At 43.3% G+C, this 16893-nt stretch carries 12 protein-coding genes; 10 read left to right on the top strand and 2 right to left on the bottom strand.

Annotated features, from left to right (window positions below):
- Positions 1-182 precede the first annotated feature (182 nt).
- Positions 183-2072, bottom strand: a complete 1890-nt coding sequence (locus tag AC3ITG_RS28915) for a glycosyltransferase family 2 protein (protein WP_489252048.1) — start codon at positions 2070-2072, stop codon at positions 183-185.
- Positions 2073-2320: 248 nt separating this feature from the next.
- On the opposite strand from AC3ITG_RS28915, the gene rfbH reads away from it, so the two are divergent.
- From rfbH to AC3ITG_RS28870, 9 genes are all read left to right on the top strand, one after another.
- Positions 2321-3886, top strand: coding sequence for a lipopolysaccharide biosynthesis protein RfbH (gene rfbH, locus AC3ITG_RS28910; RefSeq protein WP_489252047.1), 1566 nt, complete (start codon positions 2321-2323; stop codon positions 3884-3886).
- A gap of 16 nt (positions 3887-3902) precedes the next feature.
- Positions 3903-4700: a glucose-1-phosphate cytidylyltransferase gene (gene rfbF, locus AC3ITG_RS28905; RefSeq protein WP_489252046.1), complete on the top strand. Its 798-nt coding sequence runs from the start codon at positions 3903-3905 to the stop codon at positions 4698-4700.
- Positions 4700-5776: a CDP-glucose 4,6-dehydratase gene (gene rfbG / locus AC3ITG_RS28900; RefSeq protein ID WP_489252045.1), complete on the top strand. Its 1077-nt coding sequence runs from the start codon at positions 4700-4702 to the stop codon at positions 5774-5776. The genes rfbF and rfbG overlap by 1 nt, the downstream gene beginning before the upstream one ends.
- Positions 5777-5790: 14 nt before the next feature.
- Entirely contained in the window at positions 5791-6681 is an 891-nt protein-coding gene (locus tag AC3ITG_RS28895; protein WP_489252044.1) for an NAD-dependent epimerase/dehydratase family protein, read from the top strand.
- 150 nt (positions 6682-6831) lie between these two features.
- Positions 6832-7029 carry a cold shock domain-containing protein gene (locus AC3ITG_RS28890; protein ID WP_024631599.1) on the top strand — a complete coding sequence of 66 codons (198 nt, stop codon included), beginning with the start codon at positions 6832-6834 and terminating at the stop codon, positions 7027-7029.
- A 416-nt stretch (positions 7030-7445) separates the two neighbouring features.
- A complete protein-coding gene (hpf, locus tag AC3ITG_RS28885) occupies positions 7446-8009 on the top strand; it encodes a ribosome hibernation-promoting factor, HPF/YfiA family (RefSeq protein ID WP_053779540.1) in 564 nt (187 codons plus the stop codon).
- Between the two features lie 781 nt (positions 8010-8790).
- Positions 8791-11295 (top strand): preprotein translocase subunit SecA, encoded by a 2505-nt coding sequence (gene secA / locus AC3ITG_RS28880; RefSeq protein ID WP_489252043.1) that lies wholly within the window; start codon positions 8791-8793, stop codon positions 11293-11295.
- A 435-nt stretch (positions 11296-11730) separates the two neighbouring features.
- Positions 11731-12844 (top strand): peptide chain release factor 2 gene (prfB, locus tag AC3ITG_RS28875; RefSeq protein ID WP_449009095.1). Its coding sequence is split into 2 segments (ribosomal slippage): positions 11731-11802 and positions 11804-12844, totalling 1113 coding nucleotides; the frame shifts between segments, so codons are not numbered across the junction.
- 99 nt (positions 12845-12943) lie between these two features.
- The gene (locus AC3ITG_RS28870) at positions 12944-13849 is read left to right on the top strand and encodes a YitT family protein (RefSeq protein ID WP_489252042.1); all 906 of its coding nucleotides are present in this window, start codon (positions 12944-12946) and stop codon (positions 13847-13849) included.
- 198 nt (positions 13850-14047) lie between these two features.
- Here the strand turns inward: AC3ITG_RS28870 and cls are convergent, their stop codons facing one another.
- Positions 14048-15496: a cardiolipin synthase gene (cls, locus tag AC3ITG_RS28865; protein ID WP_489252041.1), complete on the bottom strand. Its 1449-nt coding sequence runs from the start codon at positions 15494-15496 to the stop codon at positions 14048-14050.
- Between the two features lie 330 nt (positions 15497-15826).
- On the opposite strand from cls, the gene argC reads away from it, so the two are divergent.
- The gene (gene argC, locus AC3ITG_RS28860) at positions 15827-16876 is read left to right on the top strand and encodes an N-acetyl-gamma-glutamyl-phosphate reductase (protein ID WP_072733584.1); all 1050 of its coding nucleotides are present in this window, start codon (positions 15827-15829) and stop codon (positions 16874-16876) included.
- Positions 16877-16893: the final 17 nt, after the last annotated feature.

Raw genomic sequence — 16893 nt, 5'->3', positions numbered from 1 at the left:
TCGAGCGTATGATACGAATGAGTTTCAAGCGCTTTTCTCTAGTATGGATTTGTGTGTAAATCAAGTTGGTACTGCAATGATACAATCATTGTCTACATAACGTTCTAGTAGCGGTTTCGAAAAAAAGCCTTTGTTGTCTTAAATCCAACAGAGGCTTATCTCAATTTTCAATTGGTGGAAGGTTAATTATTTTCAATTTCTGCTGTTTTCAATTTTTCATAAAAGGAAGTGATTTGCTTGGAATCTGCAGCCAACGCTTCTTCAATAGTATTCACGTAGAGCCTGTAGAAGTCAGAATCAGATATGAAGTGAAAAGCTCTCTTGAATATTTCCGCTGTATCTAAATCAGTTTTGCTGTAATATACGTTGATGGCTAATTTGGTTAATAGCAATGTTTTTATGCAAAGCTTCAAATACATATGTCTATGAAAGTTGAAATTAGCTTTAGAGATTTCCATTTCTCTTATGATCTTCGCAAATCCCTCGTGCTGCTCTAGTCGCCCCTCTATTGTAGCATAATGAGTAATCTCCACTTGACTATTTTTGATTTCTGTTTGCGAAAAATTCGTTTTTTCTGCTACCCCTGTTTGAATGAGGTTAATTGATGTACTGATTACGGCTCCATACTGAGCTAGTAATAGTTCCCAATACATATGCGGATAATAATAGCATACCTTGTTTTCCGGGTTGGATTTTATATAATCAATACCCTGATGCTGCTTAAGTAACTTATTGTTCAGAATAATTCCAGACATATAGTTAGAGGTAAGCATAAAGGTTTCTAAGGCCTCTTGACCTGCTGCCTTTATGGCATCAGTAAACTCAATCTGGCTTAATACAGATGGTTTCAGTATAGCTAGTATGTCAGATGATTCGTGAAGTTTCTTCATAATTAGATGTAGGAAGTTAAGATCAATCAAATCTTCATCACTGAGCAACAATATAAATTTCCCGGTGGCTATTTCACATACTTTGCAGCAATTTACTGCGAAGCCTTGGTTTTGTTCAAATTCATAATATTTTATTCGAGGATCTTCTAACTCTTTTATTATAGTATAGTATTTTTTGGTATCATTTTCAGTTCCGTTGTTAGATAGTACGAACTCAATCTCTTCATCATAATACGATTTCATCAATGCCAATATATTATCATAAGCACGGTTTCCGCGGTTATAGCTTGGAATGCAAATACTTAATAAAATGTGTGAACCATCTCTATTCTCTTTTGAAAGCCTAAAATTGTGCCACCGATTGATATAGTTTTCGGCTAATACTTGGTTTCGCGTAAGATCTATAATATTCCTTGGAAGCCTTACACTAGGGTCAGCACAATAAATATCAAGTTGGTTTATATCGTCAGTGACTACCACATCTGAAATTACTGTACGATCCAGAAGGCTACCCTGCAAGCAAGAGAGAAATTTGCCCATTTCATTTACTATAAGATAACTTTTTTTATTAATACTTTTGATGGCTTGTGTACAAGTTAAAATGTTACTCCAATTCCAATTGACTATGACTAAATAATCTGCCAAGGCATCGACTGTTGGAAGGTTCTGAAGACTCTCATAATGAAATAATAGAGTCCGTTCTTCAATCTTTTTGTTTTCTTTATTATATAGATAAAATTCATTCTCTATTCCTGTTGGAAGCATCCAGTAAGGAAGCTCCTGAAATGAAGGCGTGATTTCAAGATGAAGTTTATTATTTGATTGAAGGAATTGAATGTTTTCCTCGTAGTTTCTTTCAAATTCTGAAAGATTTGGTTTTATAAAAGCAGTCCATAAAAATGACTCAATCTCTTCCGATGAGTAGCCGTACTTCTGTGCTTTAATCAGCATGAGATAGAAATATCCGTATTCAAATACGCTGAACAAAAAATAAGCAAAAGAACTATAGATTTTAGCCGCGAGCTTCTTGTCGATCATTGAAATGTTCTCTTCTATCTCCACTGTAAGTAAGTTATATCCATTGAAGGCATCATCGACAAGTCCTTTGTTGATCAATTCTTGCATGTCGACTAGTCTTTGCTCTAATTGCTCAGCAAGCTCGAATGAGTCTATCTTTTTCATGTATATATGCTCCTCTAAGTATAATTTTTTTTGAAGTAATGAATGAAATAAGATATGTTCTAATTATTTTAACGGCAAAAGCCGTTAAAATAATTAGAAGTTTGAATTCACAGACCTTCAGCTACACTCGGAATTCATGTAGACTGTAGTCATTTTTTGAAATTTATATTGGTTCTAGATTATATTATCCCAAGTCTACATGTAGTATGAATCGAAGATGAGGGTCTAAGAGTGCAAGGGGTGTGCAGATGATTAAGCAAGGTAAGATTGTTCGTATAAAAGAAAATGAAAGTTATGGTGTCGTTTCTTCTGAGATCAATGAGGATACGATTGGAGTCTATCCATTGACGTTCGATCCCCCGCAGAGGCATGACGAAAAGAATATTGTTGTACTCACTATGTCAGTACTCGGTCAAACGTCATATTTGGACGTTCGTAATAAAGACGCATGGAAGTCTGATAGTCTCGTGACGATTGGTGAATTGGATGAATTCTATCTCGAAAAGATAATCCGACTTGAAATACTCTCCAAAGTAGAAAACTATTACGATCTTTTCCATGCAAATCGGGATGAAGCGTTTGATCCGGATACATCCTCGATTCCATATGGTGGACGTGTATATGATGAACGAGAAATGAGAAGTCTGGTAGACTCTTCTTTGGATTTTTGGTTAACCGCTGGTCGGTACAATAGGCGATTTGAGCAAGAGTATGCACAATTCCTGGGAGTGAGATATGCGCTCCTGACCAACTCGGGTTCCTCCGCTAATCTACTAGCTTTTTCGGCACTTACTTCGCCAAAATTGAAAGATCGTCAGATCAAGCCTGGAGATGAGGTGATTACGGTAGCGGCAGGATTTCCTACGACAGTGACACCTATTGTTCAGAATGGTGCTGTTCCTGTATTTGTAGATGTAGATTTAGGGACCTATAACATTTTGGTTGATCGGATTGAAGCTGCAATTACACCCAAGACCAAAGCAATTATGATAGCTCATACGATGGGGAACCCATTCGAGCTCGACCAAGTGATTGAAATTGCCTCTAAGTACAATTTATGGGTTATCGAAGATAACTGTGATGCTCTTGGGTCTACTTTTAAAGGTAAATTGACGGGAACTCATGGACATATCGGTACATCCAGTTTTTACCCGCCTCATCATATGACGATGGGAGAAGGAGGGGCAGTTTATACGAACAATGCACTTTTAAAGTCCATTGTTGAGTCATTTAGAGATTGGGGAAGAGATTGCTGGTGCCCATCTGGGTGTGACAATACTTGCAATAGACGCTTTGGCTGGGAATTAGGCTCCTTACCTTATGGTTATGATCACAAATACACGTATTCGCATATTGGTTATAATCTTCGAGTAACTGAAATGCAGGCAGCTATTGGAGTAGAACAGTTGAAAAAGGTTCCAAAATTTACTCAAGCTCGTAAAAATAATTTTAGTCGTCTTTTGGAGGGTTTTAAGGATCTGGAGGAATTTTTTATTCTTCCAAGAGCTACGAGAGATTCGGACCCCAGTTGGTTTGGGTTTATACTAACGGTACGCGATGGAGTGAACTTTACCAAAAGTGAGATCGTAGCTCATTTGGAAGCTCATCGTATTCAGACGCGTATGCTGTTCGCAGGTAATCTCACCCGTCAACCGGCATTCCAACAAGTCAATTATCGAGTTAGTGGAGAGCTAACTAATACAGATAAAATCATGAACGATACATTTTTAATAGGAGTCTATCCAGGACTTACATCAGAAAAGATAGATTACATGATAAAAACTATTCGGACATTTGTACTAGAGAAAAAATAGATTCGGGGGATCAGGTATGAAGGTAGTCATTTTGGCAGGAGGATATGGTACTCGAATCAGTGAGGAATCTCATCTGAGACCGAAGCCTATGATTGAGATAGGGGAAAGGCCGATTTTGTGGCATATAATGAAACAATATTCCTACTATGGCTATAATGATTTTGTCATATGTCTGGGTTATAAAGGCTACTATATTAAAGAATATTTTGCTCATTACTTCTTGCATGAATCCGACGTTACCTTTGACTTTACGAATGATAGTCAATTGGTGACACATACTCACACAGCTGAGCCTTGGAAGGTTACTTTGGCTAATACAGGTATAGACACGATGACAGGTGGACGGGTCAAAAAAATACAAAAGTATGTTGGGAACGAACCATTTATGCTGACTTATGGAGATGGAGTCTCCAATGTAAATATTACGGATTTGGTAGAGCAGCATAAATTACACGGACGATTGGCTACGGTGACCACAGTGCAGCCTAACGGGCGTTTCGGAGCGCTTGATATTAATGCGAATAATGAGGTCAGGGGATTTCAGGAGAAACCCGCTGGTGATGGATCTTGGATCAATGCTGGTTTCTTTGTCCTTCAACCTGAGGTGTTCGATTACATTGAAGGTGATGGTACTTTTTTTGAAAAGGAGCCACTTGAGCAACTTGCGCGGGATGGTGAACTGGCAGGATATAAGCATGATGGGTTTTGGCAACCGATGGATACCTTGCGTGATAAAAATCACTTGGAGAACCTTTGGAAAACAGGGGCGCCTTGGAAAGTGTGGGAAACTAATAAGATGGGGATGGTAAAGTAATGGTGAAACATCATCCATTTTGGAACGGGAAAAAGGTATTGATCACAGGCCATACCGGATTTAAGGGATCCTGGCTTAGTCTTTGGTTATCATCACTAGGTGCGAGGGTGACCGGATATGCTCTCCTTCCTCAAGATAACAATAGTTTGTTTCATGTGGCTGAGATCGAGAGTGAAATTGAGCGAAGTATTATTGGCGATATTAGAGACAGTGCGCATCTTACGAAATCCATGCAAGAGGCGGAACCGGAGATCGTATTTCATTTGGCAGCTCAGCCGCTAGTCAGGGAATCATACCGTAACCCCGTGGATACGTATATGACCAATGTGATGGGGACCGTGCACTTATTTGAGGCTATTCGAGAAAGCGGTACGGTAAAGGTTATTGTCAATGTCACGACAGATAAATGCTATGAAAATAAAGAGTGGTTATGGGGATATCGTGAAGATGAGCCTTTAGGAGGTCATGATCCATATTCAAGCAGTAAGGCATGTTCTGAGCTAGTTACCTCTGCTTACCGTAATTCTTTTTTTAAAGAAGGCGTGAAAGGACCCCAGATCGCATTGGCTTCAGCAAGAGCGGGCAATGTCATTGGGGGAGGAGATTGGGCAGAAGATCGTCTGGTGCCTGATATCATCAGATCTTTGTTAAAGGGTACGGAGATAAGAATTCGCAACCCCAAAGCAATTCGTCCATGGCAGCATGTACTAGAGCCGCTTAGCGGTTATATGGAGTTAGCCGAGCGGTTGTATAAGGGAGAGAATTTAGCAGAAGCATGGAATTTCGGCCCTGATGATGCGGATGTACAGACCGTTGAATGGATTGTGAAGTCCTTCTGTAGTAAATGGGGAGAAAAGTCGGAATATGTAATTGCTCCCGACTCAACACTACATGAGGCTCACCAATTAAAACTGGACTGTTCGAAAGCTAAGGCGTACCTGGATTGGTACCCACGTTGGGATTTGGAGCAGACCATAGACAAAATTATCGAGTGGACTTTGGCATATGAGGGGAACGAGCGGATGAAGGCTGTCTGTCTGAGACAAATCGAAGAATATACACATTCGAGTCGCTAAGGGTGGAGACGTAAATGGAAATACTCTTAACGGGGGCTACTGGGTTTGTAGGAAGTCATGTACTCGAAGAGTTGCTAGATCAGGGACACAAGGTCTCCATTATAATAAGAGGCTCATCCGATGTATACAGAATCCGTCCTAGGCTAAATGAAGTAGCACAAGTGTATAATTTGGATTATGGTGATTTGGAATCTATATTTCAAAAGCAGCAGGTTGAGGTTATTATTCATACGGCTACCTCGTATGGCCGCAATCAGCTATTAAGTGAGCAATTGGAGGCCAATATCCAGTACCCCATTCGATTGCTTGAATTGGGAGCGAAGTATCAAGCAAAAGCATTTATAAATACAGATACTTTTTTTGGTAAAGAACAACATAGTTCATATGCCTACTTGGATAGTTACAGCAAGAGTAAAAAGTTCATGGATAGCATGGCGAAGGCATATGCAGCTTCTCATACGATAAAATATGTGAATATGAGACTGGAACATGTGTACGGTCCGAAGGATCAGGAGCACAAATTCATAAGCAACACGATGCGAGCGTTGCTTCAGGAGCCGTCTTTACAGCTTACTCTGGGGGAGCAGAAGCGAGATTTTGTGTATGTGAAAGATGTTGCGAAAGCCTATACAACCGTAATCGATCACTTGGAAACTTTGTCGGAAATAACGGAATTTGAGATTGGTAGGGGATGTAGCATCTCCATTCGAGAGTTTGTGGAACTGGCGCATCAGCTTACAGCTTCATCGACAAACCTGGATTTCGGCTCATTGCCATACCGAGAGTCTGAAATCATGGACTCCTATGCGGATCATAGAGGGATGCTTGCTTTAGGTTGGAGAGCAGAAACAGATCTCACCTCAGGGATTTCAGTGATTGTGGAGAGTTTAAAAGGAAAGACGTAATTATTGTCATTTAAAACATTACATTTAATACCAAGAAAACATTTACTTTACCAATTGACAATGGATAACTTTGGATGGTATAGTCTGAATTGTGGGCAAGGGTCTTTGACACAACCTCACTTCATTTGATGACGAAGGGAATGTTAGTGCATGCAAGGTAAAGTAAAATGGTTCAACGCAGAAAAAGGTTACGGTTTCATTGAAACTGAAGACGGCGGCGACGTATTCGTACATTTCTCCGCAATTCAATCCGAAGGATTCAAAACTTTGGAAGAAGGTCAATCCGTAGAATTCGACATCGTCGAAGGCGCGCGTGGACCGCAAGCAGCTAACGTAATCAAATTATAATCATCCGGACAATCCGACCTACATATATGGTTAGATGGTTACCAATTGAATTATCGCTAGCATCAGACTCCGGTTTTTCCGGGGTCTTTTTTTGTTCTAATAGATTCGAGATTTGCGGATCAGTTAAGCATAATATTGGTATGGATTTGGTAGATTCAAGACATAGAATGTATTCATTTTACATAATAGATTGAAGGAGCTCGGAAACGGTTAATTACATCATCAAGCGCCTAATAAGACAGTCCATGTTAATTAACGATTATGCCTCAAAATGGTGAAATATCGCGAAATATGGCGGTAAGCCTATGTTGGCTGATGTGGCTTGAACAGATGTCATTATTCAGTCACCGGGAGTTTTTACATGGCGCTTACATTCGTGTTATAATGAAGTGGCAAAGGAAAAGGAGGAGTGCCCTATGAATTTAAGTATTCGAGGTCAACAAATCGAGGTTACCGATGCTTTGAAGGATTATGTCGACAAAAAGTTGAGTAGACTCGAGAAGTATTTCGATGCACCCCTTAACTCTGACGGTGCTGTTACCCTGAGCACGACGAGAGGCTTGCATACAGTAGAGGTGACGATCCCTTTGAAAGGCATTGTGCTCCGCGCCGAGGATGAGAGTGACGATATGTACGCATCCATTGACTCCGTGGTGGACAAGCTGGAACGTCAGATCCGTAAACACAAAACGAAAATTAACCGTAAGTTCCGCCAGGAAGGCAGCCTGAAAACGCTCTTCGTCGAAGATCCGACAGGTACAGTGGCTACCGCTGAACTGGATGCGGAGACCGAAGATGATGACCTGGAAGTGGTGCGGACGAAACGGTTTATGTTGAAACCCATGGACGTGGAAGAGGCTATCCTCCAAATGAACATGGTCGGCCACAATTTCTTCGTATTCTCCAACATTGAGAACGAAGAAGTCAGCGTTGTGTACAAACGGAACGATGGTAAATACGGTTTGATTGAACAAGGTTAAACCAACGTATTCAACCGAAAATGATTCCTTAATGATAACGAATGAATACAGGGGTACTTTTGATTCCTGTATTGGATTAAACTAACAAGAGCCTCCATCCTTTATGGGATGGGGCTCTTTTGTGCGTACTGGCGCTGGAAAAAAGTCGCTGAAGCAAGATTGTGAAACTATTTCCCATGCTACTGCGTCTAATAGATAGTAGGAATGAGACAAATCCGTGCAAATTGAATGCAAAATTTTCATTGCTTGCGGAGAAATCGTTAAAGATGTATTCTTTTTCTCTATATTGAGATTTTCATCCAAATTTACCACCAAAATTCGTGAACATGCCTTATCTAACTGGAAAATGAAACGATAGAATCCAGGGCTTCCGCTAACGACTATGATTTTTTGCACTTAAACTCCATCTGAGAGGCTTCAGAAGTTCAAAGAAGTGTGCCGTGGCGTGTTGCGGCGACCCTTACAAACTGTTACAATTTATGCAAGAGAATCATTGTCCTGATGAGGAATTGTCAACGAATGATCGCTAATCATAATCAATGACAGGCACAGCACCATGAACATGATTCATAAGGCTCGGTATTCGGCTTATTTCTAATAACCGGATCCGGATGAATACCGAATCAGCTTCATGAGGGAACCTTGGCAAGCCTGGAGTTGATTCATCTATATTATTTTTTATATCGTTTGTCACCCCCGGGCAAGTGGATACATATCCATCCGATGGTGTCGCGCGGCGGCAGCAGGGGGTCTATTCTGTTTTGCACGAAAGGGGTATACCATGCTAGGACTTGTCAAAAAGATCTTCGGCGACATGAACGAACGTGATGTTAAACGTCTGATGAAGACAGTCGATGTGATCAATAAACTGGAACCACAATTTCAGGCTCTGTCTGATGAACAACTGAAATCCAAAACGGATGAATTCCGTGCCCGCATTGAAAAGGGAGAAACAACAGATGAACTTCTTCCTGAAGCATTTGCAACCGTACGTGAGGCATCTCGCCGTGTACTGGGCAAACGTCACTATGACGTACAGATGCTCGGAGGCATTGCCCTGCATGAAGGCCGGATTTCAGAGATGAAGACGGGTGAAGGTAAGACACTGGTAGGAACACTCCCGGTATACCTGAATGCATTGACGTCCAAAGGTGTACACGTGGTAACAGTCAATGATTATTTGGCTCAACGGGATAGCCAGGAAATGGGACAAATTTATGAATTCATGGGCATGACGGTAGGGGTTAACCTGAGCGGTATGGACCATGCTTTGAAACAACATGCTTATGCATGTGATATTACGTACGGAACCAATAACGAATTTGGCTTTGACTATCTGCGTGACAACATGGTGTTGTACAAAGAGCAGATGGTTCAACGTCCATTGTTCTTCTGTATCATTGATGAAGTGGACTCCATTCTGGTCGATGAGGCACGTACACCTCTGATCATTTCCGGACAAGCTCAGAAATCGACAGATATGTATTATTCAGCTGACCGTTTCGTGAAACGTCTGGTTCCAGAAGAAGACTTTACGGTAGACATCAAGGTGAAATCCGTAGCTTTGACTGAAGCTGGTGTGGCGAAGGCGGAGAAAGCATTTGGTATCGAAAACTTGTATGATCATGCCAATGTTACGCTCAACCATCACATCGTACAGGGATTGAAAGCCAACGTAATCATGCGTCGTGACGTTGACTATGTGGTGAGTGATGAAGAAGTACTGATCGTCGATGAGTTCACAGGCCGTCTGATGGCAGGACGTCGTTATAGCGATGGATTGCACCAAGCGATCGAAGCCAAAGAAGGCATTGAAGTACAGAACGAGAGCATGACTCTTGCTACGATTACATTCCAGAACTATTTCCGGATGTACCGCAAGCTCGCGGGAATGACGGGTACAGCGAAGACCGAGGAAGAAGAGTTCAAAAAAATCTACGGTCTCGAAGTATTGCAGATTCCAACCAACCGTCCAAACAAACGCGATGATATGGCTGACGTGGTGTACAAGAGCATCGATGGCAAGTTCAACGCGGTTGTGGAAGAAATCGTGGCACGTCACAGCAAGAACCAACCGGTTCTGGTTGGTACGGTCTCCATCGAAAACTCCGAGCGTATTTCCGATATGCTGAAACGCCGTGGTGTACGTCACCAGGTATTGAACGCCAAATATCACGCTGAAGAAGCGGAGATCATCACAGGAGCTGGACAAGCCGGTGCAGTAACGATTGCAACCAACATGGCAGGACGGGGTACGGATATTATCCTGGGCGAAGGTGTAGCTGAAGTGGGCGGCCTTCATATCATCGGTACAGAGCGTCACGAATCTCGCCGTATTGATAACCAGCTGCGTGGACGCGCAGGACGTCAGGGTGACCCGGGTTCTACACAGTTCTACCTTTCACTGGGTGATGAGCTGATGAGACGTTTCGGTGCAGACAATGTACTGAACATGATGGAACGTCTTGGCTTTGAAGAAGACCAACCGATTGAGAGCCGGATGATTACCCGTGCGGTAGAGTCGGCACAAAAACGGGTTGAAGGTAATAACTTTGACGTACGTAAAGTCGTTCTTCAATATGATGATGTTATGAACCAACAACGTGAAATTATATATAAACAGCGCCGTGAGGTGCTCGAGTCTGAAAATATCAAACAGATCGTTATGGATATGATCAAGCCTTCAATTGAACGCATTGTGGAAGCTCATTGCAGTGACGATATTCCGGAAAACTGGGAACTACAGGAAGTTGCCGACTACATGAACAGCAAATTGCTGGATGACGGCTCAGTAACGAAGGATGACCTGTGGGGCAAGGAAGCAGAAGAGATTATCGACTACCTGTTTGAGAAAGTTCAGAACAAGTACAATGCACGTGAAGAGCGAATCGGTGAAGAGATGGTTCGTGAGTTCGAGAAAGTGGTTGTGCTCCGTGCAGTAGACAGCAAATGGATGGATCATATTGATGCGATGGATCAATTGCGTCAAGGTATCCACCTTCGTGCCTACGGCGGTACAGATCCGCTGCGTGAGTACCAGTTCGAAGGCTTCGAAATGTTCCATCAGATGATTGCTTCGATTCAGGAAGAAGTGGCAACCTATGTGATGAGAGCACAAATCGAGAGCAATCAGGAGCGTCAGGCGGTTGTTGACGAAAGTCAGATCTCGACAAGCGGCGAACCTACTGAGAAACGTCCGGTAAAAGTGTCTGACCAGATCGGACGTAACGATGCTTGTCCATGTGGCAGCGGCAAAAAGTTCAAACATTGCCACGGTCAAGAGTAGACTCTCTTATATTACCCTGTGTATAAGTTGGATCTGAATTTTTTACACCATAACGGAGAGTGCGGAAGCAATCTGGAGAAGCTACGCGTTCGCCTTTATCACCGGATTTTTCCCTTGTGAGAGGGAATCGAGAAAATCTGGGGATAAGAGCGATCGGAAGATGCTACTGCAATTGGAGTGGTAAGGTGTAACGAATGCTGGATCAACTTAAATAGAATGACATGAACGGCTCCTTGCAGCCGGGTATTCTAAATGATCAAGTGTAGGATGCATAACCTGTAATTGGTGCATAGTTATAACTATGTGACCATGATCATGGAGAAGAGGATTGCCGATATAAAGGTAACCGAGACTCCAAGGTGAAACATTGGATACTTGATCTGGAGGAATGCCCTGGATGCGGGGAGCTTATCTTAATGAAAAGAGGAATTGCACATGATCGATCCAAGCGTGAAGCAGGACCTGCGTGAAATAGGCAAGAAACTAACAAATCTTAGGGGGTCTCTTTGACTTAGATCTTAAGCAAGAGATGATTGAGAACTTCGAAGTGAAGATGTCCGCCCCGGATTTCTGGGATGATAATGATAAGGCACAATCCTTAATCGCCGAGTTGAACGCGGTGAAGGGGTCTGTGGACCAGTACACCAAGCTGCAGCAAGATTATGACGATGCGGTCATGATGGCAGAACTGGCTGACGAAGAAGGCGACGATGATCTGGCTGTGGAGATCGGCAACAGCGTGACAGCCATCGTGAGAAAGGTAGAAGAGTTCGAGCTACAGCTTCTCCTGAATCAGCCGTATGACAAGATGAATGCCATTCTCGAGCTTCACCCGGGTGCTGGTGGTACCGAGTCACAAGACTGGGGACAGATGCTGATGCGGATGTACACACGCTGGGCCGAGAAGCATGGCTTCAAGGTTGAGGTGCTGGATTATCTGGCAGGAGATGAAGCAGGAATCAAGAGTGTCACACTATCCATCAAGGGGCATAATGCTTATGGGTATCTGAAAGCCGAAAAGGGTGTCCACCGATTGGTGCGGATCTCACCTTTTGACTCCTCAGGACGCCGGCATACTTCCTTCGTATCCTGTGATGTAGTTCCTGAGATTGATGACACCATTGAATTGGACATTCGGACTGAAGACCTCAAGATCGATACGTACCGCGCGAGTGGCGCGGGTGGACAGCATATCAATACCACCGACTCAGCCGTACGGATTACTCACCTTCCAACAGGTGTGGTGGTAACGTGCCAGAATGAACGGTCACAGATCAAGAACCGTGAGCGGGCGATGACGATGCTTCGTTCCAAATTATATGAGCGTAAAATTGAAGAACAAAAACAACATCTGGACGAAATCCGAGGAGAACAGTCGGAAATTGCGTGGGGTAGCCAGATTCGGTCCTATGTGTTCCATCCCTATAGTATGGTAAAGGATCACCGTACGAGCGTGGAAACTGGAAACACAGGAGCAGTAATGGATGGCGACCTCGATGGATTCATCGATGGTTATTTGCGCAGCCAGATTAAAGTAGATACCGATTAACCAAAAGTTCCTGTATAGACCCGATACGTGTAGACGTATGCTGGTGTATACAGGGGCTTTTTTTTGAGCATATATACAAAAAAAGGAGAGCACGATGACATGCAAGAGCAACAGCAGTTACACAATAACCGCAAGAAGAGGTTAACCACTCTCATTCCCTTGAACGGCCCCTGGAGAAACGTGATGGATACCGTATCCATCATATTAGGTTCGTTTTTGATTGCCTTGGCCTTTAATTTATTTTTACTACCGAACCAGATTGCTTCAGGCGGGGTGTCTGGGCTATCGATATTGGGCAAACATTGGCTGGGGCTTGAACCGGCATACACCCAATGGGCTATTAATATTCCGCTTCTGATCGCGGGTTTTCTCCTGATTGGCAAGCAGTATGGAATACGTTCTGTACTTGGCAGCATTGTACTGCCACTGTTTGTATATCTCACGAAAGACTGGGCCATTCCAACGGCCAATCCTCTGCTCGGTTCACTCTATGGAGGAATTGGGGTTGGTCTCGGAATTGGAATCGTCTATCGGGGGAGAGGTTCAACAGGAGGTATGAGTATCCTCGCCAGAATCGTGCAAAAGTACAGTGGGCTGAGTTACTCTCTTTGCGTCGTGATGATGGATGCTACGGTCATTATTATGGCTGCCTTTGTACTGTCCTTGGAACAGTCCCTCTTTGCTTTGATTGGGTTATACGTTACCGGAAAAGTAATTGATGCTGTCGAGATGGGGCTTGGTTACTCGAAGGTAGCTTACATTATTTCCAACCAGACCGAACCGATTACGAAGGTGATTTTGGATGATCTGGATCGCGGACTGACGAAGCTGGAGGCAAAAGGTGGCTACACCGACGATCAGCGAACCGTACTAATGGTGGTCGTTGGACAGAATGAGGTGCCGAGACTAAAAGCTTTAATTCGGTCAGTGGACCCTGGGGCTTTTGTCATTATTAGCAATGCGCATGAAGTACTGGGTGAAGGCTTTAAGCGTGGGGAATTGTAAGGTACAGCGAGTAGGGCACTCTATAATTGAACTTAACATTCACTTGATAACGGAGATCAGTGTAGAGGTCATTCGTTTAACTTTAAGAAAGTAAAGATATGATCAAAAAAAGCAGGTACTCCTCCACCAGACATGACTGGAAAGGAAGCACCTGCTTTTTGTTTTGTCTTTTGAACGGAAATTACTGTATTACAGTATCTATAGAATCGGAGATAGCAGACGAGAGATCGCTTCTTTAAATTTGATCTTCACACTGCGTTTATTGTATTCATCAAGCGTCATCTCACGGGATACAAGAAGATCATGCTCAAACGTCTGCACAAGAGTAGTCGCAATCGCCTCATCATACATAAAAGCATTTACCTCAAAGTTTAATCGGAAGCTGCGGTAATCAATATTTGCGGTTCCCACAGATGCGATCATACTGTCGATAATGAGTGTTTTGGCATGAATAAAGCCATTATCGTAGATAAATACGGTTGCCCCCACTTTTAACAACTCACCGATATAAGATAGCGTAGCCCAATATACGAAGGCGTGATCCGGTTTATTTGGAATCATAATGCGAACATCAATTCCTGACAGGCACGCCAAACGAATGGCTTCGAATACACTGGCATCTGGAATAAAATAAGGCGTCTGAATCAGAATGGAATGTTTGGCTCCATTAATCATTTTCAAATAACTGTTCTTGATATGCTCTGTCTCTGCATCCGGTCCGCTGGATACAATCTGCATGGCAGTTGTTCCTGTGCCCTCAATATGAGGGAAATGCGCCGGAACATATGGTGTATCGTGCTGTTTGGACGCTTCATTCCAATCCAGAAGAAAACGGGTCTGAAGAGCATGAACAGCATTACCCTGAATACGTAAATGAGTATCGCGCCAGTAACCGAACTTGGAATTCAAGCCGAGATATTCATCCCCTACATTAAACCCGCCTGTATATCCAAGGTTGCCGTCAATGATGACGATTTTGCGGTGATTTCGGTAGTTCATACGCAGGTTAATCAGACTGAATTTGGATGGGAAAAAGACCTCAACCAAACCGCCTGCTTCGCGCAATTCTTTGAAAAAGCGTTTGGATACCCGCCGTGATCCCAGCGCGTCATACAGAAGACGAACTTTGACACCTTCGCGCGCTTTACGAATAAGTGCATCCCGGATTCTTTTGCCGAGTCGGTCACCTCTATAAATGTAGTATTGCACATGAACATGATCTTTTGCTGCCTCGATATCATCGAGCAAACGCTGAAATTTGTCTGTTCCGTCGGTAATAATCTCTACAGCGTTGTCTTCGGTCAATAGAGCATCGTTCTGCTTCAGGTTCATATAAATCATGTCCTGACTACTCTCTGTCGCTTGATTACGGAAAGGTGTTCTGTTGTCTTGCAGCTGTGCAAGCTGGGAAGCAATACGTTCTTCAAGCCCAAGCTTCTTGCGCTCTTTCCACTGGAAAAGTCGGTAGCGCGTCAGGTTTTGCCCTGTTAATAAGTAGAGTACAAACCCGAACACCGGAATAAAGTTCAAGACGAGCAGCCAAGCCCAGGATGCACTGGCATCCTTTCGTTCGAAGAAAACGACTGCTGCAGCGAAAATAATATTCAGGCCCAGGAGTACAACAAGTAAAATGGATTCGATATGCACTGTAGTCCCCCATGTCTCATAATGACCATCATGAATCCATTCATAAACCCTTCATCGTGTAGATTGATTATGAATTAGACCCTGGTTGTAATGTTTCCTATAATACGTATTTTAGCAGAAGTATACGGGTTCGTCCGCAGATGTTGGAAAGATATGTTCGGAAGCGATGAGAATCCATGTAAAATTGATGATAGAGTGTTGTATTTATATAACTAGAGTCGTATAATAATACACAAATATGCATAGAAGCGACGGAATTGCTGTATGAAAGCTCATTGGGAGCAGGAGAACAGTATAAGTAGCGCATACGACAAGATTGGGGGAGCGAGAGTGAATAACAAATTAAAAGTGGCAATCGTCGGTTCCACCGGCTACGGCGGGGTGGAACTGATTCGTTTTTTCCAGAACCATCCGCAGGTTGAAATTACTTCGGTAATCTCTTCATCCAGCAGTGGTGAGTCCATCGCAGATGGATTCCCGCATTTGACGGACGTGATTCAGAGGCCGCTTGATGGTGTAGACCCGGCTGAGATCGCAAGTCGTGCAGATCTGGTGTTCACAGCGACCCCGTCTGGTGTAAGCGCAAAGCTCGTTCCGAGCCTGCTTGAAGCAGGTCTAAAGGTCATTGATCTGTCTGGAGATTTCAGACTCAAGGATGGAACGGTGTATGAAGAGTGGTATAAACATCCGGCACCATCTGCTTCATTGCTGGAACAGGCGGTTTACGGTATGGCAGAGGTGTATGGAGACGAAGTGAAGGGCAAGAACTTTATTTCCAATCCAGGCTGTTACCCAACGGCTACGTTACTTGGATTGATTCCAGCTGTTGAGGCAGGATGGATTGATCCTTCCAGTATCATTATCGATGCCAAATCTGGCGTATCGGGTGCGGGACGAGGAACAAGTCTGACGAATCATTATGCAGAAATGAATGAGAATTTCAAAGCATATAAACTGAACAAACATCAGCATATTCCTGAAATTGAGCAAGTGCTAGGGAATATCACTGGAACTCCAGTCACTGTAACATTCACAACTCAACTGGTACCGATGACGCGTGGAATCATGAGTACGATGTATGCCAATCTAACTGGTGAACACAGTGACCGTGAAATCGTTGATCTGTACCGCAAATATTATGAGAATCGGCCGTTCGTGCGTGTACGTGAGCCGGGGATCTGGCCTTCAACGAAGGAAGTATACGGATCGAACTATTGTGATATCGGATTTGCAGCTGACCCTCGTACAGGTCGTTTGACGATTATTTCGGTCATCGACAACCTGGTAAAAGGTGCATCCGGGCAAGCCATTCAAAATATGAACCTGATGATGGGATGGGAGGAGAACCTCGGGCTGAACATGACGCCGGTATATCCATAAGGTTTGAATCATTGGGA

It is taken from the genome of Paenibacillus sp. GL_099_B (assembly GCF_057835695.1).
Note: the sequence above shows the minus strand (reverse complement) of the source record. Positions and strands in the feature narration are given on the sequence as shown.